This is a genomic window from Sphingopyxis sp. GW821-FHT02C12, from assembly GCF_059421785.1.
Genome location: NZ_JBWKVQ010000002.1, coordinates 910,903 through 936,645 on the forward strand (window position 1 = coordinate 910,903; position 25,743 = coordinate 936,645).

The following is a 25,743-nucleotide window of genomic DNA, read 5'->3' on the forward strand; positions in this document are numbered from 1 at the left end:
AGACGATGACTGGCGATTTCACCCGCGACACCTTCCGCCCCGCCAAGGGGTACAGCAGCGTGCGGATGCAGCAGGGGCGGCTGTTCACCGACGCCGACTGGAATGAAGAGGGCGACATCCACCGCGGCGCGCTGCGCACCACCGCGCGCTCGGTGATCGGCGCCAGCGGATTTCCCGAGGACGCGCCGGGCTTCGCCATCCTCGCCGGGGCGGGCGCGCAAACCCTGCTGATTGGTGGCGGACAGGCCTATGTCGACGGCATCGGCCTGTCGCACGCCGCGCCGGTCCGGCTGGCGCTGACGCGGCAGTCGGGGGCGGGCGCGGCGACGCGCTGGCGGGTCGGTGGCGGCGCGCGGGTGGCGGTCGGCGACTATCTGGTGCTTGCGGGCAACACGCTCGCGCAGGCGGTGCGCGTCGCGACGCTGCTCGACGATGTCGACGGTCTCCAGACCTTCAACGCCGCGGCGGCGCTGTCGGCGGCGAACGGCATCGCCGCCGACCTGTATCGCAGCGCCGAAAGCCAGCCCTTCTGGCCCGCCAATGCGTTGCCTCAGGCGCAAGGCGACTATCTCGCCTATCTCGACGTCTGGGAACGGCCGGTCACCGCCGCCGACGATCCGCTGATCCGCGAAAGCGCCTTCGGCGGCCCCGACACCGCGATCCGCGACCAGATCGTCTGGCAGGTCAAATTCGCGAGCTTCGCCGATCTGATCGCGGCGAATGCGGCGACCGCGCCGATCAGTTGCACCAGCTTCGCCCCCGGCTGGTCGCCCTTCGGCCCCGCGGCGGCGGGGCGGATCGCGGCGCGCGCCCGCGCCGCGGCGGCGGTCGCCGATCCGTGCGCGCTCCCCGCGACCGGCGGCTATCGCAGCCTCGAAAACCATCTTTACCGCATCGAGGTTCACAATGGCGGCGCGGCGGGCGGGCGCTGGAAATGGTCGCGCGACAATGGCACGCGCGAGGCGCGCTATGCCGAAATCGACAATGGCGCGTTGATCCTCGACAGCCTCGGCCCCGACGAGCCGAGCGCTCTTAAGCGCGACGATTGGGTCGAGATCGTCGACGAGGCCCGGCTGCTCAGCGGCCAGCCGGGCTTCTTCGCGCGCCTTTCGGATATCAACGGCACCCGCGCCAGCCTGGGCGAAATACGCCACCCCGACACGCTCGTCGCACTCACCGACGGATCGGGCGCCCCCGACCTTGGCGGACTGCCGGCGCGCGGCATCGTCCGGCGCTGGGAGGGTGGCTTGCCGGTCGACATCGTGCCCGGCGGCTGGGTGGCGGTCGAGCAGGGGATCGAGGTCTTCTTCGCCGCCGGACGGCTCGCGACCGGCGACCATTGGCAGATCCCGGCGCGCTCGCTCGCCGCGACGATCGAATGGCCGGCCGACGAGGCGACGGGGGCGGAGGCGCTGCTGCCGCCCAGGGGGATCGTCCATCATTATGCCGCGCTCGCGCTGGTCAACCGCGCGGCGAACGGCACATGGTCGGTCGGCAGCGATTGCCGCAACATCTTCCCGCCGCTCACCGCGCTGCGCAGCTTCCTCTACCTTGGCGGCGACGGGCAGGAGGCGATGCCGAACCCGCTCGCGCCAGCGACACGCCTGCCGCTCGCGGCGCCGTTGCGCGTCGGGGTGATCCGGGGCAAGACGCCGTTGCCGGGACTCGACGTCGAGTTCGAGATCACCGGTGGCGACGGTCGCCTTGGTCCAGAGGCCGACAATCTGAAGATGCGCAAGGCGACCACCGGTCCCGACGGGGTCGCGACGATCGACTGGTCGCTCGATGCCGCAATGCCGAACCAGCGCGTCATCGCGCGCCTGCTCGACGCCGCGGGCAATCCGACCCACCTGCCGATCCACTTCGACGCCAACCTCAGCACCGCCGCGGCGACCTCGTTCGATCCGGTGAACACCCCGGCGCTGGCGGGCGAGAATACGGTGCAAAAAGCGATCGAAAAGCTCGCGACGCTGACGCAGGTTGGCTGCTCGACCTATGTCATCACCGAAGGCAGCGACTGGGTCGCGATACTGAACTCGATCAAGGATGACGAGGACGCCGCCATCTGCTTCCAGCGCGGCACCTATGAAACCGACGCGCGGGTCGAACTGACGGGGAAGGGGCACCTCACCATCCATGGCGCCGGTGCGGGGACGCGGATCGTCGCGCGGCGCGCCGAATGCGCGCTCCATTTCGAAGGGTGCAAGAGCGTGACGCTGCGCGACCTCGATGTCGCGGCGCCCGACGGATCGGGAGCAATCGGCAAGATCCAGTTCCGCCAGGGTGTGGTGACGATCCTCGATACACCGACGGTCGAAGTTTCGGGGCTGTCGCTGCGCTGCGGCGGCGGTGCGGAGACCGAGCGCACCGGCCTCGCGATCCGCGGATCGGACGAAAAGCCGCTCGATTCGGTGCATGTGACCAACAACCAACTCGCGATCGGGCTGGCGCAGGACGGCATTCTCGTCACCAATGCGGTCAGCACCGTCATCGCCGACAACGAACTGGCGGTGGTCGCGGGCAAGGCGGGGCTGACACCCGGGCAGCAGCTCGAAAACGCGCGTTGGCGCAAGCATGTGATCAACCTGCTCGTCGCCAATGCCGCCGAGGTCGAGGCCGAGGGCCGCGGGGACAAGCGCTTTTTTCGCGTCGGGACGCTCGTCGCGGAATTCGAATCGCCGATGCCGCAGGCCGAATGGGAAGCGCTCTATACCGCCGAGCCGCCGCGTTCCGATGAAAGCCGGACGATCGCCGGGGTCCAGTCCTATATCAAGCGGCTCAGCGATGTCGTCATCGCCGACGCCGACCGGGCACCGACCTTTCGCCGTGCAATCCGCACGCTCGGGACACGCATCGGCGACACGCGCATGGCGGCCCTCGACAACGAGGTGAAGCGTTCGCTGGTGCTGATCGGCGAGCCAGCGGCGCGCACCGAACGCGCGCGCGGCGAGGCGGCGAGCGGGGGCAAGGTGACCGTGCAGGTCGGGTCGGTCGCGGTCAGCTTCGATTCGCCGATCAGCCAGGCCGACTGGAACAAGGCGCTGGATTTGCGGCCCCCGCCCGAAAATGTCGATACTGGCAGGGCGTTGATCCGCTATCTTCAGCGTCTCGCTTCGCTGATGGCATCCAATGATCGCTTCCGCGAAACGCTGCCGACCGCGGTCGCCTGGTTCGGCCGCTTCACCAGCGACATGCCCAGCTATGCGCGGCAGGCGATCACCTGCGGCGGCACGACGCTCACCACCGTGACGATTCGCGGCAACAAGGTTTTCGGTTTCCTGCGGGGTGTCCATGTCGGGGTCAGCCGGAATGATCCGAAGATGATCCGAGCCGGCACGGTCTCGATCGCCGACAATCACCTGTCGCTGCGCAAGCCGGGGGACGACGTCTATGTGTCGATGGGACTGTTCGTCGGCAATGTCGATACGCTGCGGATCCAGCGCAACACGCTCGATTGGGCGGGGCGCGGCGCCAGGACGCCAATCCAGCATGGCATCCGGGTGTGGGGCGACATCGGCACCTATCTCAAGATCGCCGACAATCGCATTTCGGTCGGCCGGATCGGCATCGCGGTGCAGCCGATTCTCGAATTCGAAAGTACCAGCCATTTCCTGTGGGTCGCGTCGGACAATCTGGTCGAGAATGTGTCCTCGAACAATGTGATCCGGGCGCCGGAGTTTCTGTTGCGCCGCGACAATCGGCCCTGAAATTCTCGCCGGATTTCGCGAATTTTCTTGAAATTTCGGCGAGAATCGGCCATGTTCCACTTGGCCTTGATTGATAAATCGGCAGTGTGATTTGGTGCCGTTAAGGGTTCGAGTCCCTTTTGGGGTCATGGGGCGAGTCCACAGGGGCTCGCCCTTACTCGTTGGGCCTCTTTCGCTCGCTATTCTGCCTTCTCGACCGACGGGGCGAGTCCGCGCGCGATCTTCGCCCAGGGATTGAGGTCGGGTTCGCCGATCTTGGACAGGTGATTCCGGTCGCGGTGGAGGAAGGGTTCGTCGCGACCCTTCACCAGCAGGGTCGTGTCGATGACATAGCTCCATGTCCCATCTTTATGGAACTCCACGGAAATCTCATAGGATTCGGTGGTGAAGGCCAGGTCGAGGAAAGTCGTCGAGCAAATGCCATATTCGGTTTGCCCGCGGGTCGCCTTGAGGACCAGCTTCGTCGCATCGGGCGCCGCATGCCCCGCCGCGATCGCGATCTGCCCGCGCGGGATCGCCAGCGTCTGCAGGATCAGCCCGGTCGCCGGTTCGTACAGCCAGTAACCGACCTGGTCGTGAAAGCTGATGTCCTCTTCGCGCGTGTTGACGTGGAGGTGATAGCGCAGGCCATAGAAAAGCTGCGGGCCGTTCGCTTGCGGGTCGATCGGCTGCATCTCGATCCGCTCATAATAGTCCCGGGTTTCAGGGCCATCCGCCTTGGGATTGATATCGACCCCGCGCTGGCCCTCCCAGATCCCGGCGAACCGCGCGAGGGGGCCGAGATTGGCGAGGGTCTCGGGATCGACATCCTCGGGTTCGGTAAAAATATCGTCCGGTAATTCCACTGCTTGGCCCCCAAAACTAGTATAGAAACTAGATATCCTCGACCAATCGACCATAGAGATGTGGGCGACGATCGCGAAAGAACCCCATCCCCGCCCGGTGCTTCGCCGCGCGGTCGAGGTCGATCGTCTCGACCAGCACGCCGGTCTCGGCGGCGCCAAACTCCTGCGTCAGATCGCCCCATTCGTCGCTGATGAAGCTGTGTCCATAGAAGTTCGCCTCGCCCTCGGTGCCGATGCGGTTCGCGGCGATCACCGGCATGCAGTTCGACACCGCATGGCCCTGCATCGCGCGGCGCCACATGCGGCTGGTGTCGAGATCGGCGTCATAGGGTTCGCTGCCGATCGCGGTCGGATAGAAAAGCAGTTCGGCGCCCATCAACGCCATCGCGCGCGCGCATTCGGGATACCATTGGTCCCAGCACACCCCGACGCCGATGCGGGCGCCGAAGACGTCCCAAACCTTGAACCCGGTGTTGCCGGGGCGGAAATAATATTTCTCTTCATAGCCGGGGCCATCGGGGATGTGCGATTTGCGGTACGTGCCCATGATGTCGCCATCGGGACCGATCATCGCCAGCGTGTTGTAATAATGATGGCCGTCGCGCTCGAAAAAGCTCGTCGGGATCGCGACCTTCAGCTTTGCCGCCAGCACCTGCATCGCAAGCACGCTCGGGTGCTCGGCGGTCGGCCGCGCGGTTGCGAACAGCGCCTCGTCCTCGACCTGGCAGAAATAGGGGCCTTCGAACAATTCGGGGGGCAGGATGACCTGCGCGCCCTTCGCCGCGGCTTCCTCGACGAGCGCGGTAACCGCCTCGATATTCGGCTCGACAGGGCCGGGCAGGGCGAGTTGAAGTGCGGCGACGGTAAGGGTGCGGGTCATTCGGGGATCCGTGATGGAAATCAAATCGAGCCGAATATAAGCGGCTTCGCGCGCGATGCTAGGCCGGAAGCTGCTGGCTCGAGCAATGGAAGCTGCCGCCGCCGGCGATGATGCCAAGCGCGGGCACCCCGACCGCGCGGCGATCGGGGAAGAGCGCAGCCAGTGCCTCGACCGCCGCCGCATCGTTCGCGACGCCATAGGTCGGCACCACCACTGTGCTGTTGCCGATGTAGAAGTTCATATAGCTCGCCGCCGCGATTTCGCCGTCGATCTCGACCCGGCCCGGCGAGGGGAGGTCGACGATCTCGACCCCACCGAATGCTGCGGCGCGCGCGCGCGCGTCGGCGTAGATATGCGCGTTGGGATCCTCATCGCCCTCGGCGACCGGGATCGCCAGCCGCCCTTCGCCGACGAAGCGCGCGAGATTGTCGACATGCCCGTCGGTATGATCGCCGACCAGCCCGTTGCCGAGCCACAGCAGCCGCTCGATGCCGAGCGACTGGTGCAACCGCGCCGCGATATCCTCGCGCGTCAGCGACGGGTTGCGGTTGCTGTTGAGCAGGCATTCTTCGGTGGTGACGCACAGGCCCGCGCCGTCGACGTCGATGCCGCCGCCTTCGAGCACCCAGTCGAGGTGCTGCGTCGGCAGGTCCGCGTGCGCGGCCAGGATCGCCCCGATCTCACGGTCGCCGGGCATCACGAACTTGTTGCCCCACCAGTTGAAGTCGAAATTGCGCGCCTCGCGCTGGGTGCCGGTGCCGACGATGATTGGGCCCGTGTCGCGCAGCCAGATATCGCCGAAGGGGGCGACGAACAACTGCACGCCCTCATCGACGAGCGCCTCGGCGATATCGGCATTGTCATGGTCGCGGACGAGAAGATGCACTTTTTCGCCGCGCCCGCCGTCATGGACGGCGTTGGCGAAAGCGGCGACATCGCGCAGCGCCGCGTCGATCTGCCCCGACCATTCCTCGGCCATATGGGGAAAGCCGATCCAGACGGCGTCGTGGGGCGCCCATTCGGCGGGCATGCGCAATGTCATCGCGTGAAGGTCCTCTGCCTCGATGCCGACGGCATCGACCGTGTCATCCAGAACGCAGCAATCCAGAACGGCCTCTGCCATTCTGGATTGCCGGAACTTGAAGCCCCCCGCAACCGCGGAGGAGCGGTTGTCGTCGTTACTTGCCGGCGCGCGACTTGTCGCGGGCGGCGCGGAATTCGTCGCCCTCAACCCAGTTCGGCCAGGCGTCGGTCATCGCCAACATCCGCCCTGCGGCATAATAAAGGCGCAGGTCCGACATCATGCCGTCCCAGTTGGTGATCGCCTCATATTCGTCGCCCGGCGCGTGATAGCGGTTCTTTTCATAGTCTTCGGAGGCCTTCTTGCCCGCCTCGACCCCGCCGACGACCAGGTCGTCGCCGCTGCCAAAGTTGAACATCGGGACGCCGAGCTTGGCGAAGCTGAAATGGTCCGACCGGTAATAGAAACCCTTTTCGGGGGTCGGTTCGGCCTTGATCACGCGGTTGCTCATTTTGGCGAGCTTTTCGACATAGGCGTCGAGTTCGGACTTGCCGCCGCCGACGACGACGATGTCCTTCGTCGGGCCGACCGCGTTGAGCGCGTCCATATTCACCCCGCCGACGGTCTGGGCGAGCGGGAAGATCGGGTTTTCGGCGTAGAATTTCGAGCCGAGCAGGCCCGATTCCTCGGCCGTGACCGCGAGGAACACGATGCTCCGGTCGGGCGCGCCGGCGGTCTTGAACGCCTGCGCCAGCGTCACCAGGCCGGCGATGCCGCTCGCATTGTCGACGGCGCCGTTGCAGATGTCGTCGCCCGCGACCGGGGTGCAGCGGCCCAGATGATCCCAATGGCCGGTGTAGAGCACATATTCGTCGGGACGTTTGGCGCCCGGCAGCACGCCGATGACGTTGCGCGACATCTTCTTGGCGATCTGGTTGTCGAAGGAGAAGTTCGCCTTCACGCCGGTCAGCGCGACGGACTTGAAGCCCTTGACCTTCGCCGCGTCGCGCAGCTTGTCGAAATCCAGGCCGGCGCTCGCAAAGAGTTCCTTGGCCTTGGCAAGCTGGATCCAGCCGTTGGCGACGGTCTGGCTGGCGCCGCCGTCCTTGCTCTCGGCGAGATATTGGGTGCCGGTGTTGCTCGATTCGACGACGTTCCAGCCATAGGCGGCGGGTTCGGTGTCGTGGACGATCAGCACCGCCGCGGCGCCCTGCCGTGCGGCTTCCTCATATTTATAGGACCAGCGGCCATAATAGGTCATCGCGCGGCCGTTGAATTCGCCCTTGGCTTCCTTGGTCTGCCAGTCGGGATCGTTGACGAGGACGACGACGGTCTTGCCCTTCACATCAAGCCCGGCATAGTCGTTCCAGCCCTTTTCGGGGGCGTTGATGCCGTAACCGACGAAGACGACATCGCTGTCCTTGATCGCGGTCTTGGGCGTCACGCGATAGCTGAACGCGACATAGTCCTTCGCATATTGCGCGGTCACCGGGGTCTTGCCGCCGGTGAAGGACAGCGGCGTCGCGTTCTGCGCGGTGATCTCGACCAGCGGCACGTCCTGCGTCCATTGGCCGTTGTTGCCGGGCTTCAGGCCCGCTTCCTCATATTTCTTGATGATATAGGCGACGGTCTTTTCCTCGCCCGGCGTCCCCGGCGCGCGACCTTCATAGGCGTCGGACGACAATTCCTTGGTCACGTCCTGAAGCGTCTTCAGCGACAGTTCGGGGATCTGGACGTCGGGGATGGCGGTGGCGGCGGTATCGGTTGCCGTCTTGTCGCCGCCGCCGCATGCGGCAAGCGACAGAAGGGCCGCGAAGGCCGCGGCGGATCGGGGGGAACGCAGCATGGAATGTCCTTGAATGGTTTCGTTTGCGACGACCGGGCTTGTGCCAGCCGGGGCAGGGGGATGCAAGGGCGGGGGGCTGCGAACCGTGCGTTGACATCGGATTGGCTGGCTTTCGGACAGCGTGTTTTGGATGCCAGATGGCGGTTATTCGACGAATGATTTGGATTGGTCGCTAAGAGAACGTCCGCTTCCACAGTCCGCATCGGGAAAGCGGACACCAATTTAGAAATCCAAGATCGCGGCTTCCGAGCATATGGGCGAGAATGTTTGCTCTTCTAGGCGAGCGGCGATGACAACGCGCCAACCTCAGCCGTTCGCCCCGGACGGAACTGACCGTTCTTGGTTTATTGCTCGGACAGACCTGTCCTTGAGCACCGTGCTAGTACATTCTTCCTACAAAACACAAAGCGGAAAATCGGTGTGCAAAGCCGTAGATTGGCGGTTTCACTGTCCAGTATCAACTCGAGCCGCAAGCGGACCGAGGCTAGTGATTCCATCGAGAACATCGGCTGGCGGATGGGATTCTGTCCACCAGAAATCGGCTATCTGACGGCGGTAACGCGCTTCAGTGACAAATGACACTGCGCTCAGATTAATTCAGGAGTTTCCCAATGACCGAACTGCTGCTGATTGTCGGATGTATCGCCATCCGGGAACTGATGCGCTCTCTGCCCGCCATCATCTGGTCTGTGCGATGCAAGCCCGACAGCACTCACTACAAGATGCCAGATCCCGGTATGCCGCGCCGACGGGCCTGAGCAAGGTATGGACGATGGGGATCCCCAGCGCCGCGAGACGTCGCAGCCCAGTCAGGCTGATGACTCGAGCACCATCCGAACCTTTCATCGCCGCAAACTAACAAAAGACCGATAGACCTTTACAAAGGACTCATGGACCTTTATTGGCGTGCCCGAGGCCATATGCAGTATCTCGAGATCGACTTTACCCGCCAGCAGATCGCCGAGCGCATCGGCGCCAGCGATGATGTTATGAGCTTCTGGCTCAAGAGTGGTCTCTTGGTCCCTTCACGCGGCGGTGCCGGGAAAGGCCGCCATCGCAAGTTCGATATCTTCCAGGTAAATATCGCCGCGGTGCTGTTCGAGATGCGACGCTTCGGCGTGAACATCGCCGTTCTCCGCGAAATGGCGGCCCTTCTGCAACGCGGCACCGAGCTAGCGCTCGGAGCGGAATGCAACTTCCTAGGCCTGTACGATGCGCTCACTGTGCATTCCGACCTCCAGCACTACCGCGCCGGGCGAGAGGTCGAGGTGCGGACGCAGAGCTGGGACGAGCGTTTCGGTACGCGCGACGCCGTCAAAAAGCCGGACCGGCTCGCGATGTCGGAGCAGGACATCCTCGATTCCGCAGCCTTCGACATCCACAATTTTCATGATGAAGTCTCAAACATCACAGCGTTTGCCGCGCGTCTGAAAGAGGAGGACCGCCTCCCGCTCCAATTGTTCATCGACCTCAACCAGAGCGCATATCGATATGTCTACGACGGCCGCATCGGCACTTGGGGCAGTCAGGAATGGGTCGTGATTCCGCTCGAGGACGGTGGTCTCCGCTTTGTTTTCGTATCCGGCCAAGATGCCATCTTGGGCAAAAATGAGGACCGGATCCGAAGCGGCCTCTTCCTCGCGCCCGAGGCGATCTTCGCCCATGTCTGGGGCGAGAGTGTCCAGCCCATTCTCATTCACGAACTGCCGCCGTCGGATGTCCAGATCGCGCACCGAAAACGCTTGGAGCGCGTTCGTGAGTTGCAGGCCGGAGGCCATAGTGCTGCCGCCATCAGGCGTATCATCGAGGAGTCTGATTGATGGATCCCGCTGCCCAGATCATCCTCGCTATTGGCGCCACTCTCCTGCTCGCAATGATGGGCAGTTCGGCGGTGATCTGGTCGCTCCGGTGCGATCCAAAGCGTGCCCACTATCGCCTGCCGACCCTCCTTGCCTTGGCGCTGCCGGCGGCGTCAGTGATCCTTGCGAAGCTGGGATAAGGCCGGCAACCGCCACCGACTTATCCCTTAGGGCACTGTCCATTACCCGTACGTCGCCCTATCCAACTTCATGATGCCCTGGACTTAGCCTTCATCGCCGGAAGCAGACATAATAGTCATCAGAAACGCGGTAGCTTTGTAGCGATCAAATCCCCACACCGAAGTTTGATTGGAGGCGCAAAGCAGGCATTGGGGAAGATATCAGCTCAGAGGCGATGTTTGGAATCAATATAGGCTTCTGACTAACATCAACTCGAATATTCGGGGCTCGTCGCCCAACGGAAAAAGGGCGGCCCGCCTGCGGACCGCCCCTTTTGTATCCTGCGATGAACCGCCGGATCAGCGCGAATAGAATTCGACGACCAGATTCGGTTCCATTTTCACCGGATAAGGCACTTCGTCGAGCGTCGGAACGCGGACATAGGTCGCCTTGGTGCCGTCGATGGCGAGATATTCGGGCAGGTCGCGCTCGGGCAGGCTCTGCGCTTCGGCGACCAGCGCCATTTCCTGCGCCTTCTTGCCGAGGGTGATTTCGTCGCCCGGCTTCACGAGGCGGCTCGCGATGTTGCACTTCACGCCGTTCACATAGACGTGGCCGTGGCTGACGAGCTGGCGCGCCGAGAAGATCGTCGGGGTGAACTTCGAACGATAGACGACCGCGTCGAGGCGGCGCTCGAGCAGGCCGATCAGGTTCTGGCCGGTATCGCCCTTCATGCGCGACGCTTCGAAATAGTTCTTCTTGAACTGCTTCTCGGTGATGTCGCCGTAATAGCCCTTCAGCTTCTGCTTCGCGCGGAGCTGGATGCCGAAATCGGACACCTTGCCCTTGCGGCGCTGGCCGTGCTGGCCGGGGCCATATTCGCGGCGGTTGACCGGGCTCTTGGGGCGACCCCAGATGTTTTCGCCCATCCGGCGGTCGAGTTTATACTTGGCGCTCTGGCGCTTCGACATTTGTCGTCTCCAATATGCTGTGTGCCGAAGGATTTCGGCGGTTCCCGGGTCGCACCATATGGGCAGATGCCATATGCGACCGCCGCTTCACCGGGGTGCGGGGTCCATTGCGAAGGCGCGCGGTTAGACGGGGCAGTGGGGAAAGTCAAGCATTGCCGCGCCGGCTCGACAGGCGGGAAAAAGCCGCTAAAGCCAGCGCGCATGACCGCTGCCAAATCTCCCGAACAGTGCGAAACGATGATCGACGTCCGTGCCGGGGTCGACGAGGTCGACCGCGAACTCGTCGCGCTGCTGGTTCGCCGTTTCGGCTATATGGACGCCGCAGCGCGCATCAAGACCGACCGCAATGTCGTCCGCGACGAGCCGCGCAAGGCGCAGGTGCTCGACAATGTGGCGCGCGAAGCCGAAGCCGCCGGGCTGGAGCCCGCGCGGCTGCGTGCGGTGTGGGACGAACTGGTCGAACAGTCGATCGCGTATGAGATGGTCCGCTGGGACCGGATTCGTACCGATCCGGCCTGACCCGCCGCGATCAGTTGGTGCTGTTGCCCGCGGGCTTTTCCGGAACCGTGTTGGCGGCGTCGATTGCGGCCTTCGGCGCTTGCACGGTGCGGCAGACCTTCTTGGGCACGCTGCTGCCCGTCGACTCGATCCGTTCGCAGACCTTCTTGGGTTTCGCCGGCTTGGCAGCCTGTCCGCTCGCTGGGCGTTCGGCGGTATCCGGACCGGTCGTCCCGGCGGCGGCCAGGGCGAGAGAGAGCAGCAATGTCATCATGGGTAGTCAAACTCCTAGCGAATATGGCCGACAGGACCTCTCCATATGCCGGCCAATTCCCCGAGCCGATTCATGAGGTCGATGCTATCCGTGATGCGGACAGCTTGTCCAGTCGTGGAAGGGGGTATGAGTAAAGGCGGCCAAGCGAAACGCATGGACCGCCTTTTCAATCGATGGGTTTGCTGAGCGATGCGCTTAGTTGTTGCCGCCGCCGCCAAGCGGCGAATCGCCGACGCCGACATTCTGCTTATAGCCTTGGTTGATCGCATCGATGTTCGCGGACTGGCTGGCGTCCCACTGTTCCTGGGTCTTGCAGACGCGGCGGCCGATCGAGCTGCCGGTCATCTTGGTGGCCTTGCAGATCTTTTTCGGCTTTTCGGGCTTCGCGGGCTGGGCGGTCGTCGCTCCGTCGGCGGGCGGGGTTTCGGCGGCCGCGGCGGCGAGTGCAAGCGACAGGATGAGGGTCATCATGGGAAAGTAACTCCTGAAACGATTTGGCGCTCCTTAACGGTTTTTCGGCGTTCGGCCAAGAGCCGTTATGATGCCGTGCATCATCCTGATATCATTGTACGACCAGCCCGTCTTGGTGAGCGTGGTGCGTAATGTTCGGAGCGTCGCCGCGCGACGGTTTTCGGGAAAGAAATAGCCTGCTGCGTCGAGATCGCGCACGAAATGCTGGATCAGTTCTTCATATTCGGCATGCTCGGCGGTCGGCGCGAGTTCCGCGACGGGCGGCTGCGCCAGATCCTGACCCTTCGACCATTCATAGGCGAGCAGGATCACCGCCTGTGCCAGGTTGAGCGATCCGAATTCGGGATTGATCGGCACGGTGACGATGCTGTGCGCCAGCGCGACATCGTCGGTCTCCAGCCCCGACCGCTCGGCGCCGAAAACGAAGGCCGAGCGTCCGGCCGTCGCATGAACCTGCCGCGCCGCGGCTTCGGGGGTCAGCACGGGTTTGATCACGCCGCGCTTGCGGACGGTGGTCGCATAGATGTGCGTGCAGTCCGCGGTCGCCTCGGCGAGGCTGGCAAACACCTGCGCCTCGGCCAGCACGATGTCGGCGCCCGACGCGGCGGGGCCGGCGTCGGGGTTGGGCCAGCCGTCGCGCGGGGTCACCAGCCGCAACTCGGTCAGCCCGAAGTTGAGCATCGCGCGCGCCGCCTTGCCGATATTCTCGCCAAGCTGCGGGCGGACGAGGACGATGACGGGAGGCGGGGCGTCGGGGGCGGTTTGCTTGTTCACCCCTTGTGCGCCGCCTCGTTGATCGTCGAGGCGAATTCTTCGAAATCCTTCGCCTCGGTGAATTCGCGATAGACGCTGGCGAAGCGGATATAGGCGACGCTGTCGAAGCCCTTGAGGGCTTCCATCACCATGCCGCCGATCTGCGATGCCTTGACCTCGTTGTCGCCCGAAGTTTCGAGCTGGCGCTGGATGCCCGACACCAGCCGCTCGATGCGCGCGGCGTCGATTGGGCGCTTGCGGCAGGCGATCTGGACGCTGCGCATCAATTTCTCGCGGTCGAACGGCTCGCGGCCGCCGTCGGCCTTGAGCACCGCGACTTCGCGCAGCTGGATACGCTCGAAGGTGGTGAAGCGCGCGCCGCAATCCTCGCATTGCCGCCGCCGCCGGATCGCCGCGCCATCCTCGGTCGGACGGCTGTCCTTCACCTGGCTGTCTTCATGGCCGCAATAAGGACAACGCATCGGTCAGCGTTTCACCCGGCTGTAAAGCGCGATCGCGGCGCCCGCGAACAGGCCGACCGGCCAGCTGATGACGGGCAGCACGATCCCCGCGACGGCGCCGATCGCGCCGCCGGTCAGCACGGGCTTTGTCGAAGGATGCTGCATCCCCTGCTTGCCCATCGCCTTGACCTCTTCGATCGCGACTTCGACCAGCGTCGGCTCTTCGGGATTGGGACGTGCCACGGGTTCAGCCTTCGTAGATCGGGAAGCGTTCGCACAACGCACGGACGCGCTTGCGGACATCGGCCTCGACATCGGCGTCGCCATGCTCGCCCTTGTCGCGCAGCGCTTCGAGCACGTCGGCGACCATGTCGCCAATGTCCTCGAACTCGGCGATGCCGAAACCGCGTGTCGTGCCGGCGGGCGAGCCGACGCGGATGCCGCTGGTCTTCACCGGCGGCAGCGGGTCGAAGGGCACGCCATTCTTGTTACAGGTGATCGCCGAGCGCTCGAGCGCCTCGTCGGCGTCGCGGCCGGTGATGCCGAGCGGGCGCAGGTCGATCAGCGCGAGATGCGTGTCGGTGCCGCCCGCCACGACATCGGCGCCGCGCGCCTTCAGCCGGTTCGCGAGCGCCTGTGCGTTGGCGATCGTCGCCTTCGCATAATCCTTGAACTCGGGGCGCAGCGCCTCGCCGAACGCCACCGCCTTGGCGGCGATGACGTGCATCAGCGGGCCGCCCTGCAGCCCCGGGAAGACCGCCGAATTGATGCGCTTGGCGATCGCTTCGTCGTTGGTCAGGATCATCCCGCCGCGCGGGCCGCGCAGCGTCTTGTGCGTCGTCGTCGTGACGACATGCGCATGCTCCATCGGCGAGGGGTGGGCGCCGCCGGCGACGAGGCCCGCGAAATGCGCCATGTCGACCATCAGCAGCGCGCCGACATCATCTGCGATGGCGCGGAAACGCGCGAAATCGAGCGTGCGCGGGTAGGCCGAGCCGCCCGCGATGATGAGGGCGGGGCGATGTTCCTTCGCCAGCGCCTCGACCTGGTCGAAGTCGACGAGATGGTCGTCGGGGCGCACGCCGTACTGAACCGCGTTGAACCATTTGCCCGACATCGCGGGCGGCGCGCCGTGGGTCAGGTGACCGCCGGCGTCGAGGCTCATCCCCAGGATCGTCGCGCCGGGCTTGGTCAGTGCCAGCATCACCGCGCCATTCGCCTGCGCACCCGAGTGCGGCTGGACGTTGGCGAAATTGCAGTCGAACAATTTCTTGGCGCGGTCGATCGCCAGCGTCTCGACCTCGTCCGACGGCGCGCAGCCCTGATAATAGCGGCGGCCCGGATAGCCCTCGGCATATTTGTTGGTGAACACCGACCCCTGCGCTTCGAGCACCGCCTTGGAGACGATGTTTTCCGAGGCGATCAGCTCGATCTGATAGCGTTCGCGCTCCATCTCATGTTTCATCGCCGCTGCGACCGCGGGGTCGACCGTGTCGACGCCGTCGGTGAAATATCCGGCCGATTTGATGGGCTTGGCGAGCGTGTCTGTGGTCATCGGCTGGTCTCCAGTTGGGCCAAATTGAAGGGAGGCTTGGAAAGCTTGTCGACGCGGCGCGCGTGGCGGTCGCCGGCGAAATCGGTGGTCAGGAACGCGTCGAGGCACGCCTTGGCCATATCGATTCCGGTCAGTCGCGCGCCCATCGCGATGACGTTCGCGTCATTGTGCTGGCGCGACAGGCTGGCCGAGAGCGGTTCGGACACGAGTGCGCAGCGGCACGCCGGGTTGCGGTTGACCGAGATCGAGATGCCGATACCCGAACCGCAGAGTGCGACGCCCTTTTTGGCCCGACCGCTCGCGACGGCTTCGGCCAGGGCGTAGCCATAATCGGGATAATCGACGCTGTCGGGGCCGTTGGTGCCCAGGTCCTCGACCTCGTGGCCCTGCTCGCGCAGCCAGTCCGCAAGCTGGGCTTTCAGCTCATAAGCGGCGTGATCGGAGGCAATGGCGATGCGCATGATGCGGCTCCCGCAAGGCTGGAGGGAATCGATGAGCGGCCTTTAGGCGAAGGCGCTGCATATGGCCATAAGCGAGGTGGCAAATTTGTGACGCAGCCGATAAAGCCTCGCCATGTCCGACACGATCATGTCCGTGCTGATGCTCACCGGCGCCGTTTTGACGGGGGGCGCCATCTATATTTTCCGCAAGGGTGATCGGCGCCGTGCGCTGCTGATGCTCGTCGCGGCGCTCGTGATGTTCGCCAATGTCGCGGTCTGGCTGGTGCCGGTCAAGGACACTCCCGCGAGCACCGCCACCGAATGAGCGACGACTGCGTCCACCGCGGCGATGGGCGCTTTTGTCCCGACTGCGGCAAGGATTTGCGTCCGCTAGCCATCGACCGCCGCGCGGTACTCGGAGAGCTCGCCGAAAATTGGTGGGAAAAGGGCGTGCTTCACACGCTGGTCGGACTGTTCCGCCAGCCGGGCATACTGATCCGCCGCTATATCGAGGTGGATCGCGACCTTCTCGTCAAGCCGATTCCCTATGTCGCGGTGATCCTTGCGGTCAATTATCTGGTCCGCGCGCGCGTCCTGCCGGGAAGCGATACCACCACCATCGGCCTGATCGAAAAACTGCGCAACGAGCCCGTCATCCTGCCGCTGATCATTGCCCTGACCTCGTCGCTGGTGCTCCATTTCATCTTTTATCGCCGGTCGCCGGCCGGCTTTTTCGGAGCGACGGTGATGCGCCTTTATGTCGTGGCGCAAGCGACGCTCCTGATGCTTCTCGCCGACCTGCTGATGGAGGTCTTAACATCCGAGCGCGGAATGGAGCGCGTCTCGATCCGCTATGCCCTGGGACTCGGTTTCAATATCTTCGCGGTGCGGCAATTTTACGCCGGTGAGGGACGCGGCAGTTGGATCCGCGCGGTCGCCGCCGTGATTGGCTGCGAACTCGCGCTGATCCTGTTCATCTTCATGCCCGCATCGCTGATCGACAAGGCCGGGTTTTTCTAGCCCTCAGCGGATCGGCGAATCGGGAGCGAGCCGCATATCCAGATAGTTATCGAGCGACTTCATCAACTGGTCGAGCTCATGCTCGAAAAAGTGATTGGCACGCGGGATCTCGTCGTGATGGATCGTGATGCCCTTTTGCGTGCGCAGCTTGTCGACCAGCTTCTGCACCGCGCTCGGCGGCACGATCTCGTCCTGGCCGCCCGCGACGATGATGCCGGAGGAGGGGCAGGGGGCGAGGAAGCTGAAGTCGTACATGTTCGCCGGCGGCGCCACCGACAGGAAGCCGCGGATTTCGGGGCGACGCATCAGCAATTGCATGCCGATCCACGCGCCGAAGCTGAAGCCCGCGATCCAGGTCGTCTGCGCCTCGGGGTGGATCGACTGCACCCAGTCGAGCGCCGACGCGGCATCGCTCAACTCGCCGATGCCATTGTCGAACGTGCCCTGGCTGCGGCCGACGCCGCGGAAGTTGAAGCGCAGCACCGCGAAGCCGCGTGCGACGAAGCTCTTGTACATCGCCTGGGTGATGCGGTCGTTCATCGTGCCGCCGCCCTGCGGATGCGGGTGCAGGATCAGCGCGACCGGCGCGCGCGGGCGCGGCGGGGGCGAGAAACGGCCTTCGATACGGCCTTCGGGGCCGGGGAAAATCACGTCGGGCATGGGCGCACCTCTTATGTTTTGGGCTCGGAGCCGAATCGCCGGAGCGGCGGGGTGGCGGAGCGAAGGCGCGGCCTATATAGAAAATGAGTAGCAAGTTGCAACTTTTGCGAATCGCTCGCAATAAGACTGCACGCGCTTTCCATTTTCCGCCGCTCGACACGACCGGGATTAGAGGGCAGATGCCGCCCATGATCTACCTCGATTATCAGGCGACCACCCCGCTCGCTCCCGAGGCGCGCGAAGCGATGCTGCGCTGGCTGGCGGGTCCCGGCGACGGCGACGGTTTCGCCAATCCGTCGAGTTCGCACAAAGGCGGCCGCGCCGCCGCCGCCGCGGTCGAGGTCGCGCGCGATCAGGTCGCGGCGCTGCTGCCGAAGGGCGGGCGCGTCTTCTTCACCTCGGGCGCGACCGAGGCGCTCAACTGGGCGCTGCTGCGCGGCGCCGAGGTCATGCCCGACGGGGTCGCGGGGCTGAGCATCGAACATGCCGCGTCGCTGCAATGCCTCGAACGGTTGAACGCCGCGATCCTGCCGGTCGATGGCGAGGGTGTCGCGCTGGCGCCCGACGCCGCGTTGATTCCCGAAAACGGCATCGTCGCGGCGATGCTGGTGAACAACGAAGTCGGCACCATCCAGCCGGTCGGTGATTTCGTCGCCGCCGCCCATGCGAAGAACAGCCTGCTGCTCTGCGATGCGGTGCAGGGCTATGGCCGCGTCGCCATTCCCGACGGCCCCGACCTGATCGCGATTTCGGCGCACAAGATCCATGGCCCCAAGGGCATCGGTGCGCTGTGGGTCAAGGACGGAGTCGACCTGCCGCCGTTGATGTTCGGCGGCGCGCAGGAACAGGGCATGCGCTCGGGCACCGTCTCGCCCGCGCTCTGCGCCGGGTTCGGCGCCGCGGCGTCGCTTGCGGCCGAGCGGTTCGATGCTGACGCGGCGCATGTCGAACGCCTCTGGTCGATCGCGCGCGCGATGCTGCCCGAATGGACGATCAACGGCTCCACGGAACAGCGTTACCACGGCAATCTCAATGTCCGCCGCGAAGGCGTCAACGGTCTCCGCCTGATGTCCGACGCGCGCAATATCGCCTTTTCGCTCGGCAGCGCGTGCGGCAGCGGGTCGGGCAAGGTCAGCCATGTGCTGCGCGCCATGGGAATGAGCGAAGCCGACGCGCGCGCCTCGATCCGTCTCGGCTGGGGCCGCTACACGACCGAAGCCGAGTTGCGCGACGGGCTCGACGCGATCAAACAAGCGGCACGGCTCCAGGGGGTCAATTGATGCGCGTCACCTTCATCCACGCCGACGGCAAGGGACGGACCGAGGTCGAGGCGGCGCCGGGTTCGATCCTGCTCGACGTCGCGCAAGCGCATCTGATGCCGCTCGAAGGGACTTGCGAGGGTCAGATGGCCTGCTCGACCTGCCATGTCATCGTCGCCAAAGAAGATTTCGACCGTTTGCCCGAAGCGACCGAGATGGAAGAGGATATGCTCGACCTCGCCGCCGGTGCACGGCGCACCAGCCGCCTTGCGTGCCAGATTGTGCTGACCGAAGCGATGGACGGGCTGACCGTCCATATTCCGTCCGAAAGCCGCAACATGCAGGGGCCGCGCTAACCGCAAATCGACCGTCATCCCGGCGAAGGCCGGGATCTCGACCTCGCTTCCTGACGCAACGGTGAGATCCCGGCCTTCGCCGGGATGACGATGTGAGAAAGGGAAGAAGGGTCGACGCAACTTGCATTTCTCCGCCGCCCCCGCCATATGCGCGCCGGGAGTCGGGCGGACGTGGTCTTCGCCAACCCGGTCAGGTCCGGAAGGAAGCAGCCGCAACGAATTCGCCGCGGGTCGTTCCGGCTCCCACCCATTTCCCCCTTCGACAAGCGCGCCGACCGTCCCTAATACGGATCGCATGAGCGATTCCGCCGACGACGAACCACCGATGCTGGGCATGGATTTGCCGACCACCGCGGCGCCCGCTTCGAGCGGCCCCTACCGCGTCCTCGCGCGCAAATATCGCCCGCAAACCTTTGCCGAACTGATCGGTCAGGACGCGATGGTGCGCACGCTCGGCAATGCGATCGCGCGCGACCGGCTGGCGCACGCCTTCCTGATGACCGGGGTGCGCGGGGTCGGCAAGACCTCGACCGCGCGGCTGATCGCCAAGGCGCTGAACTGCATCGGCCCGGACGGGCAGGGCGGGCCGACGATCGACCCCTGCGGCATCTGCGAACCATGCCGCGCGATCACCGAGGGCCGCCATATCGACGTGATCGAGATGGACGCCGCGTCGAACACCGGCGTCGACGACGTGCGCGAGATCATCGAGGCGGTGCGCTACGCCGCGGTGTCGGCGCGCTACAAGATCTACATCATCGACGAAGTGCACATGCTGTCGCGCAACGCGTTCAACGCGCTGCTGAAAACGCTCGAAGAACCGCCGCCACACGTCAAATTCCTGTTCGCGACGACCGAGGTCAACAAGGTCCCGGTGACGGTGCTGTCGCGCTGCCAGCGCTTCGACCTCCGCCGCATCACCCCCGACATGCTGTTCAGCCATTTCAGCTCGATCCTGCAAAAAGAAGGCGTCGAGGCCGAAGCGCCCGCGATCTGGCTGATCGCCAACGCCGCCGAAGGCTCGGTGCGCGACGGTCTGTCGATCCTCGACCAGGCGATCGCGCACGCCGACCTCGATGGCGGCGGCATGATCGGCGCGGCGCAGGTGCGGGTCATGCTCGGCCTGTCGGACCGCTCGTCGATCGCGAATTTGATGGCGACGATCCTCGAGGGCGATGCCGGCGCCGCGATTGATCTCGCGCGCGCGCAATATGCGCTGGGCATCGAACCCGTCGCGATGGTGCGCGGGCTGATGGACCTGACCCACGCGATCACCCTCGCCAAGGTGTCGCGCCACGACGATCCCGCGCTCGCCGAGGCCGACCGCGAACGGATCGGCGACTGGGCGCAGAAGCTCGGCTTCGCGCCGCTCAACCGGCTGTGGCAATTGCTGCTCAAAGGTCATGACGAGGTGCTGCGCGCCAACAATCCGCTCGAGCATCTGGAAATGCTGCTGCTGCGGGTAATCTATGCCGCCGCGATGCCCGATCCGGGCGAACTCGCGAAGCTGCTCGAAACCGGCCATTTCCCCGCGACGCCGCTGCCCGCGCTCGCCGCGCCGGCGCAGGATGCGACCGCGCAGGCGCCCGAACCGGTCGCCGCTGAAACCGTGCCGCCCGCCGAGACGCCCGCTTCGGCGCTCACCGTGGCGCAAATTCATCAATTGCTCGAAAGCACTGGCAATCATCGGCTCGCGGTCGACGTGCACGATCATCTGCGGATCATCACCCTCGAACCCGGCGCGATCGTTTTTGTCCCCGTCGCAGCGCTCGACGGCGGCTTCGCGCGCGATCTCGGCGACGCCTTGCTTTCGGCCACCGGCAGCCGCTGGCAGGTGCGGACCGGCGAGGGCGAGGGGCGACCGAGCCTCGGGCAGGTGCGCGCCGCGACGCTCGCCGACAACGACCAGCGCATCCGCGAACTGCCCGTCGTCAAGGCCGCATTGGCGGCTTTTCCTGACGCGAGGCTTGTCGAGGGCGACGAGACGCGGCATAGGTCCGCTCCATGAAATCGATGGAAGAAATGCTCAAGGCGGCGCAGCAAGCCGCCGAAACCGTGCAGGCGCAGATGGCGGAGGCGCAGGCGAAGCTCGACAGCGTCGAGGTCGAAGGCATCTCGGGTGGCGGACTCGTCCGCATCACCGCGAGCGCCAAGGGCCGTATCAAGGCGATCTCGATCGACGACAGCCTGATGGTTCCTTCGGACAAACAGATGCTCGAAGACCTGCTCGCCGCCGCGTTCAACGACGCGCGCGAAAAGGCCGATCAGGCGAGCAATGCCGAAATGGGCAAGATGACGAGCGGCCTGCAACTACCGCCGGGCTTCAAACTGCCTTTCTGAACGCGCGCGCTCCCGCGCCGTTCAGCGCAGCGACATTGAATGCGCGGCAAGTTACGCCATATTAGCGGTTGAAGACCCTATAAGAAGGACGGCGTGCCGGTCGCGGGCGCTTGTCCAGGAGCCATGATGAGCCAGACTTTCCCCCTGTTGCCGCTGCGCGACATTGTTGTTTTCCCGCATATGATCGTGCCGCTGTTCGTCGGCCGCGATCGCTCGGTCGCCGCGCTCGAAGTCGCGATGGAAGCCGATAAGGAAATTTTCCTCGTCGCCCAGCTCGATCCGGGCGAGGATGATCCGCAGCGCGACGACCTCTATGACGTCGGCGTCATCGCCACCGTGCTCCAGCTGCTGAAGCTGCCCGACGGCACCGTCCGCGTGCTCGTCGAGGGCAAGGAGCGCGCCAAGCTCGTCGCGCTCGAAAATGACGACAAGGCGGTGGTCGCGCGCGTGACGCCGATCGCCGATGCCGAGGACGACAGCGTCGATACGGCGGCGCTGATGCGCTCGGTCGTCGACCAGTTCGAAAATTACGCCAAGCTCAACAAGAAGATGCCCGCCGAAACCGCGGTACAGCTGTCGCAGATCGAGGACGCCTCGCGCCTTGCCGACTCGGTCGCGGGCAATCTCAACATCAAGGTCTCGGACAAGCAGGCGCTGCTCGTCGAGGGCCAGCCCGCCAAGCGGCTCGAAATGGTCTTCGCCTTCATGGAGGGCGAGCTCGGCGTGCTGCAGGTCGAGAAAAAGATCCGCGGCCGCGTCAAGCGCCAGATGGAAAAAAGCCAGCGCGAATATTACCTCAACGAGCAGTTGAAGGCGATCCAGCGCGAACTCGGCAACGACAATGGCGAGGGCGGCGACGACCTCGCCGAACTGGCGGCCAAGATCGAGGGCATGAAAATGTCCAAGGAAGCCAAGGCCAAGGCGCAGGCCGAAATGAAGAAGCTGCGCGGCATGGCGCCGATGTCGGCCGAGGCGACCGTCGTGCGCAACTATCTCGACACGCTGATCGGCCTGCCGTGGGGCAAGAAGTCGAAGCTGAAAAAGGATATCGCGGCGGCGCAGGCGGTGCTCGACAACGACCATTATGCGCTCGAAAAGGTCAAGGACCGGATCGTCGAGTATCTGGCGGTCCAGGCGCGCACCAACAAGCTGAAGGGGCCGATCCTCTGCCTCGTCGGCCCGCCGGGCGTCGGCAAGACCAGCCTCGGTAAGAGCATCGCGAAAGCGACCGGGCGTGAATTCATCCGCCAGTCGCTCGGCGGCGTGCGCGACGAGGCCGAAATCCGCGGCCACCGCCGCACCTATATCGGCTCGCTGCCGGGCAAGATCGTGACGAACCTCAAAAAGGCCGGCACGATGAACCCGCTGTTCCTGCTCGACGAGATCGACAAGCTTGGCCAGGATTTCCGCGGCGATCCGGCTTCGGCGCTGCTCGAAGTGCTCGACCCCGAACAGAATGGCAAGTTCCAGGACCATTATCTGGAGATCGACGTCGACCTTTCCGACATCATGTTCGTGACCACGGCGAACTCGCTCAACCTGCCGCAGGCGCTGCTCGACCGCATGGAGATCATCCGGCTCGAAGGCTATACCGAGGACGAGAAGGTCGAGATCGCCAAGCTCCACCTGATCGCCAAGCAGATCGAGGCGCATGGCCTGAAGGCCGGCGAGTTCGAACTGACCGACGAAGGCCTGCGCGATCTCATTCGCTATTACACCCGCGAAGCGGGCGTCCGCACCCTCGAACGCGAGATCGCCAAGCTCGCGCGCAAGGCGCTGCGCCGCATCCTCGAAGGCAAGATGGAGAGCGTCGTCGTGACGCCCGACAATCTCGCCGATTATTCGGGCGTGCGGAAATACAAGCATGGCATGGGCGACCTCGAGGACCAGATCGGCGCCGTCACCGGCCTCGCCTGGACCGAGGTCGGCGGCGAATTGCTGACGATCGAGGCGGTCACCGTGACCGGCAAGGGCCAGGTCCGCACCACCGGCAAGCTCGGCGAAGTGATGACCGAATCGGTGCAGGCAGCGCTGTCGTTCGTGAAGGCGCGCGCGCCGAGCTATGGCATCAAGCCGAGCCTGTTCGCGCGCAAGGACATCCACATCCATCTGCCCGAAGGCGCGGTGCCGAAGGATGGTCCGTCGGCGGGCGTCGGCATGGTCACCGCGATGGTCTCGACGCTGACCGGCATCGCGGTGCGCCGCGACGTCGCGATGACCGGCGAAGTCACGCTGCGCGGCCGCGTACTGGCGATCGGCGGGCTCAAGGAAAAGCTGCTCGCGGCGCTTCGCGGCGGCATCACGACGGTGCTGATTCCCGAGGAAAATGAGAAGGATCTGGTCGAGATTCCCGCCAACATTACCGGCGGACTCAACATCATACCCGTCAGTCATGTCGACCAGGTGCTCGCCGAAGCGTTGGTCAGCCCGGTCGAACCGATCGAATGGACCGAGGCCGACGAACTGGCGACCTCGCCCCCTGTCGCCACGGCAACCGACCCGGAGACAGCGATTCGCCATTGACCGCGGTTGAGCGCGACCGCTTTTCGTCGCAAAAACGTCATTTTGACGCGTTTTTGCCCCTTTTTTGCTTTGACAACGGGGGGGCAAAGCGCGTTAGTGACGCGCCATGGCACCGCCATGAATCATTCAACCAACAAATCACAGGGGTTCCTTAGGCATGAACAAACAAGACCTGATCGCCGCCGTCGCTGACTCGAGCGGCCTGACCAAGGGTGACGCGAGCAAGGCGGTCGAAGCTGTTTTCGACGCGATCACGGGTTCGCTGAAGAAGGGTGGCGAAGTCCGCCTCGTCGGTTTCGGCACGTTCGCCGTCAGCAAGCGCAAGGCCTCGACCGGCCGCAACCCGCGCACCGGCGAAACGATGACCATCGCGGCATCGAACCAGCCGAAGTTCAAGGCCGGCAAGGCCCTCAAGGATGCCGTCAACTGATCGGCAGCACCTTTTGCTGAAAACATTTCGGGTCGCGGCGAAAGCTGCGGCCCGTTTTGCATCGGCCCCATTCTGCATCGGGCAGGCCAATGCTGTCGAAAGCCCGTTGCATTCACCGCCGCAGCGGCTATGGACGTCCGGCTTTCGGACGCGGCATCGCCGCTTCGGTCCGGAAGGGCGCGTAGCTCAGTGGTAGAGCACACCCTTCACACGGGTGGGGTCGCAAGTTCAATCCTTGCCGCGCCCACCATGACCCCGGAGGCGGACTCCTTGCTGACCGGGTCATTCATCGCCTATTCAATGCGTTCGCATTAGGAATCCGGCCATGTTCCGCACTCTCACATTTTCGCTGGCCTCGGCCGTCCTGCTTGCTTCCGCGGCGCCCGCCGTCGCGCGCGGCGATCGCGACCAGGATCAACTGCGCGACGCCGCGGCGCAGGGACAGGTGGTGCCGCTGGGCAAGCTGATCGCCGACGTCCGTTCGCGGCCGCCCTATCGCGACATGACCTATCTCGGCGGCCCGCAGTTCGACCAGCAGCGCATGATATATGCGCTCAAATTCATGGACGGCAGCCAGGTGGTCGTCGTCTATGTCGATGCCCGCACCGGCCGGATCGTCGGCCGCAAGCCCTGAAATCTTCCCGAACGACATTTGCGATGACCGCCGCGAGTGGTACACAGCAGCAAAGCGGCCGGGGATAACCGGCTCGCGCTAGGAAAGGCGTTTGAATGCGGATTTTGATTGTCGAAGACGAACCCACGCTCGGCCCGCAGTTGAAGGCGACGCTGGAGGGTGCGGGCTATGCCGTCGACCTCGCCACCGACGGCGAGGACGGCCATTTCCTCGGCTCGACCGAAAGCTATGACGCCGCGATCCTCGACCTTGGCTTGCCCGAAATCGACGGGCTCACCGTGCTCGACCGCTGGCGCAAGGAAAAGCGCAATTTTCCCGTGCTCGTGCTGACCGCGCGCGACAGCTGGTCGGACAAGGTCGCGGGCCTCGACGCCGGCGCCGACGATTATCTCGCCAAGCCGTTCCAGACCGAGGAACTGATCGCCCGCCTGCGCGCGTTGATCCGCCGCGCGGCCGGCAACGCGTCGAGCGAGCTGATCGCGGGCAAGGTGCGCCTCGATACGCGTTCGGGCCGCGTGACGCTCGACGGCGAGCCGGTCAAGCTGACGGCGCAGGAGTATAAGCTGCTGTCGTACCTGCTCCATCACAAGGGCAAGGTGGTGTCGCGTACCGAGTTGATCGAACATATCTATGATCAGGATTTCGATCGCGATTCGAACACGATCGAAGTGTTCGTGACGCGCATCCGCAAGAAGCTCGGCGCCGACATCATCACGACGATCCGCGGCCTGGGTTACCAGCTCGACGATCCGCAGGGCTAAGCCGTGGCCGAGGCCGATGTTCCGGCCATCGTAGCCGACACCGACGCCGCGAAGCCGCA

The 25,743-nt window shown here is 64.6% G+C and carries 28 protein-coding genes, 1 tRNA gene and 1 other RNA gene; 17 read left to right on the plus strand and 13 right to left on the minus strand.

What is annotated here, in order from left to right; translation table 11 throughout:
* The first annotated feature begins 5 nt into the window (after positions 1-5).
* Positions 6-3,707, plus strand: a complete 3,702-nt coding sequence (locus AC07U1_RS19640) for a DUF6519 domain-containing protein (RefSeq protein WP_495177810.1) — start codon at positions 6-8, stop codon at positions 3,705-3,707.
* A 179-nt stretch (positions 3,708-3,886) separates the two neighbouring features.
* Here AC07U1_RS19640 and AC07U1_RS19645 read toward each other — a convergent pair whose 3' ends face one another.
* The 4 genes from AC07U1_RS19645 to AC07U1_RS19660 all read right to left on the minus strand — a co-directional run bounded on the left by AC07U1_RS19645 (position 3,887) and on the right by AC07U1_RS19660 (position 8,299).
* Positions 3,887-4,552 carry an FABP family protein gene (locus AC07U1_RS19645; RefSeq protein WP_495177809.1) on the minus strand — a complete coding sequence of 222 codons (666 nt, stop codon included), beginning with the start codon at positions 4,550-4,552 and terminating at the stop codon, positions 3,887-3,889.
* A 28-nt stretch (positions 4,553-4,580) separates the two neighbouring features.
* Entirely contained in the window at positions 4,581-5,432 is an 852-nt protein-coding gene (gene aguB / locus AC07U1_RS19650) for an N-carbamoylputrescine amidase (protein ID WP_495177808.1), read from the minus strand.
* A 58-nt stretch (positions 5,433-5,490) separates the two neighbouring features.
* Entirely contained in the window at positions 5,491-6,474 is a 984-nt protein-coding gene (locus AC07U1_RS19655; protein WP_495178464.1) for an agmatine deiminase family protein, read from the minus strand.
* A 136-nt stretch (positions 6,475-6,610) separates the two neighbouring features.
* Positions 6,611-8,299 (minus strand): M28 family metallopeptidase, encoded by a 1,689-nt coding sequence (locus AC07U1_RS19660; RefSeq protein ID WP_200938071.1) that lies wholly within the window; start codon positions 8,297-8,299, stop codon positions 6,611-6,613.
* A gap of 611 nt (positions 8,300-8,910) precedes the next feature.
* On the opposite strand from AC07U1_RS19660, the gene AC07U1_RS19665 reads away from it, so the two are divergent.
* The 3 genes from AC07U1_RS19665 (at position 8,911) to AC07U1_RS19675 (ending at position 10,298) form a co-directional block, all read left to right on the plus strand.
* Positions 8,911-9,057 (plus strand): hypothetical protein, encoded by a 147-nt coding sequence (locus tag AC07U1_RS19665; protein WP_156377793.1) that lies wholly within the window; start codon positions 8,911-8,913, stop codon positions 9,055-9,057.
* 162 nt (positions 9,058-9,219) lie between these two features.
* Positions 9,220-10,119: a MerR family transcriptional regulator gene (locus AC07U1_RS19670; protein ID WP_495177807.1), complete on the plus strand. Its 900-nt coding sequence runs from the start codon at positions 9,220-9,222 to the stop codon at positions 10,117-10,119.
* Positions 10,119-10,298 (plus strand): hypothetical protein, encoded by a 180-nt coding sequence (locus AC07U1_RS19675; RefSeq protein WP_056350647.1) that lies wholly within the window; start codon positions 10,119-10,121, stop codon positions 10,296-10,298. Before AC07U1_RS19670 ends, AC07U1_RS19675 begins: the two co-directional genes overlap by 1 nt.
* Before the next feature lie 339 nt (positions 10,299-10,637).
* Here the strand turns inward: AC07U1_RS19675 and rpsD are convergent, their stop codons facing one another.
* The gene (gene rpsD, locus AC07U1_RS19680) at positions 10,638-11,249 is read right to left on the minus strand and encodes a 30S ribosomal protein S4 (protein WP_056350649.1); all 612 of its coding nucleotides are present in this window, start codon (positions 11,247-11,249) and stop codon (positions 10,638-10,640) included.
* A 201-nt stretch (positions 11,250-11,450) separates the two neighbouring features.
* Between rpsD and AC07U1_RS19685 the strand changes: the two genes are divergently transcribed.
* Positions 11,451-11,768: a chorismate mutase gene (locus AC07U1_RS19685; RefSeq protein WP_056350652.1), complete on the plus strand. Its 318-nt coding sequence runs from the start codon at positions 11,451-11,453 to the stop codon at positions 11,766-11,768.
* A gap of 10 nt (positions 11,769-11,778) precedes the next feature.
* Here AC07U1_RS19685 and AC07U1_RS19690 read toward each other — a convergent pair whose 3' ends face one another.
* The 7 genes from AC07U1_RS19690 to rpiB all read right to left on the minus strand — a co-directional run bounded on the left by AC07U1_RS19690 (position 11,779) and on the right by rpiB (position 15,722).
* Entirely contained in the window at positions 11,779-12,021 is a 243-nt protein-coding gene (locus AC07U1_RS19690; protein ID WP_056350653.1) for a hypothetical protein, read from the minus strand.
* Positions 12,022-12,216: 195 nt separating this feature from the next.
* Positions 12,217-12,492 (minus strand): hypothetical protein, encoded by a 276-nt coding sequence (locus AC07U1_RS19695; RefSeq protein WP_056350655.1) that lies wholly within the window; start codon positions 12,490-12,492, stop codon positions 12,217-12,219.
* Between the two features lie 33 nt (positions 12,493-12,525).
* Positions 12,526-13,173 carry an RNA methyltransferase gene (locus AC07U1_RS19700; protein WP_235535800.1) on the minus strand — a complete coding sequence of 216 codons (648 nt, stop codon included), beginning with the start codon at positions 13,171-13,173 and terminating at the stop codon, positions 12,526-12,528.
* A gap of 89 nt (positions 13,174-13,262) precedes the next feature.
* Positions 13,263-13,727 carry a transcriptional regulator NrdR gene (nrdR, locus tag AC07U1_RS19705; protein WP_056350659.1) on the minus strand — a complete coding sequence of 155 codons (465 nt, stop codon included), beginning with the start codon at positions 13,725-13,727 and terminating at the stop codon, positions 13,263-13,265.
* Positions 13,728-13,730: 3 nt separating this feature from the next.
* Complete coding sequence (locus tag AC07U1_RS19710) at positions 13,731-13,949, minus strand: hypothetical protein (RefSeq protein ID WP_056350661.1); 219 nt, start codon at positions 13,947-13,949, stop codon at positions 13,731-13,733.
* A 4-nt stretch (positions 13,950-13,953) separates the two neighbouring features.
* On the minus strand, positions 13,954-15,261 hold the full coding sequence (gene glyA, locus AC07U1_RS19715) for a serine hydroxymethyltransferase (RefSeq protein ID WP_187142090.1): 1,308 nt from the start codon (positions 15,259-15,261) through the stop codon (positions 13,954-13,956).
* Complete coding sequence (gene rpiB, locus AC07U1_RS19720) at positions 15,258-15,722, minus strand: ribose 5-phosphate isomerase B (protein ID WP_492739254.1); 465 nt, start codon at positions 15,720-15,722, stop codon at positions 15,258-15,260. Before rpiB ends, glyA begins: the two co-directional genes overlap by 4 nt.
* A gap of 112 nt (positions 15,723-15,834) precedes the next feature.
* Here rpiB and AC07U1_RS19725 point away from each other — a divergent pair, with 112 nt between their 5' ends.
* On the plus strand, positions 15,835-16,026 hold the full coding sequence (locus AC07U1_RS19725; protein WP_187142088.1) for a hypothetical protein: 192 nt from the start codon (positions 15,835-15,837) through the stop codon (positions 16,024-16,026).
* Positions 16,023-16,721: a DUF3667 domain-containing protein gene (locus AC07U1_RS19730; RefSeq protein ID WP_495177806.1), complete on the plus strand. Its 699-nt coding sequence runs from the start codon at positions 16,023-16,025 to the stop codon at positions 16,719-16,721. The genes AC07U1_RS19725 and AC07U1_RS19730 overlap by 4 nt, the downstream gene beginning before the upstream one ends.
* 3 nt (positions 16,722-16,724) lie before the next feature.
* Here the strand turns inward: AC07U1_RS19730 and AC07U1_RS19735 are convergent, their stop codons facing one another.
* The gene (locus tag AC07U1_RS19735) at positions 16,725-17,381 is read right to left on the minus strand and encodes an alpha/beta hydrolase (protein WP_037510410.1); all 657 of its coding nucleotides are present in this window, start codon (positions 17,379-17,381) and stop codon (positions 16,725-16,727) included.
* A 188-nt stretch (positions 17,382-17,569) separates the two neighbouring features.
* Here AC07U1_RS19735 and AC07U1_RS19740 point away from each other — a divergent pair, with 188 nt between their 5' ends.
* From AC07U1_RS19740 to AC07U1_RS19785, 10 genes are all read left to right on the plus strand, one after another.
* The gene (locus AC07U1_RS19740; RefSeq protein ID WP_495178463.1) at positions 17,570-18,661 is read left to right on the plus strand and encodes a cysteine desulfurase family protein; all 1,092 of its coding nucleotides are present in this window, start codon (positions 17,570-17,572) and stop codon (positions 18,659-18,661) included.
* A complete protein-coding gene (locus tag AC07U1_RS19745; RefSeq protein WP_187142085.1) occupies positions 18,658-18,996 on the plus strand; it encodes a 2Fe-2S iron-sulfur cluster-binding protein in 339 nt (112 codons plus the stop codon). The genes AC07U1_RS19740 and AC07U1_RS19745 overlap by 4 nt, the downstream gene beginning before the upstream one ends.
* A gap of 153 nt (positions 18,997-19,149) precedes the next feature.
* An RNA gene (ffs, locus tag AC07U1_RS19750) (signal recognition particle sRNA small type) lies at positions 19,150-19,247 on the plus strand.
* 44 nt (positions 19,248-19,291) lie between these two features.
* The gene (locus tag AC07U1_RS19755; RefSeq protein ID WP_495177805.1) at positions 19,292-21,004 is read left to right on the plus strand and encodes a DNA polymerase III subunit gamma/tau; all 1,713 of its coding nucleotides are present in this window, start codon (positions 19,292-19,294) and stop codon (positions 21,002-21,004) included.
* Entirely contained in the window at positions 21,001-21,336 is a 336-nt protein-coding gene (locus tag AC07U1_RS19760; protein ID WP_056350676.1) for a YbaB/EbfC family nucleoid-associated protein, read from the plus strand. The genes AC07U1_RS19755 and AC07U1_RS19760 overlap by 4 nt, the downstream gene beginning before the upstream one ends.
* Before the next feature lie 126 nt (positions 21,337-21,462).
* Entirely contained in the window at positions 21,463-23,859 is a 2,397-nt protein-coding gene (lon, locus tag AC07U1_RS19765) for an endopeptidase La (protein ID WP_056352192.1), read from the plus strand.
* 157 nt (positions 23,860-24,016) lie between these two features.
* Entirely contained in the window at positions 24,017-24,289 is a 273-nt protein-coding gene (locus tag AC07U1_RS19770) for an HU family DNA-binding protein (RefSeq protein WP_037510426.1), read from the plus strand.
* Positions 24,290-24,464: 175 nt separating this feature from the next.
* A tRNA-Val gene (locus tag AC07U1_RS19775) sits at positions 24,465-24,539 on the plus strand.
* 75 nt (positions 24,540-24,614) lie between these two features.
* Entirely contained in the window at positions 24,615-24,923 is a 309-nt protein-coding gene (locus tag AC07U1_RS19780) for a hypothetical protein (RefSeq protein WP_056350678.1), read from the plus strand.
* 95 nt (positions 24,924-25,018) lie between these two features.
* Positions 25,019-25,684 carry a response regulator transcription factor gene (locus tag AC07U1_RS19785; RefSeq protein WP_056350680.1) on the plus strand — a complete coding sequence of 222 codons (666 nt, stop codon included), beginning with the start codon at positions 25,019-25,021 and terminating at the stop codon, positions 25,682-25,684.
* The last annotated feature ends 59 nt before the right edge of the window (positions 25,685-25,743 follow it).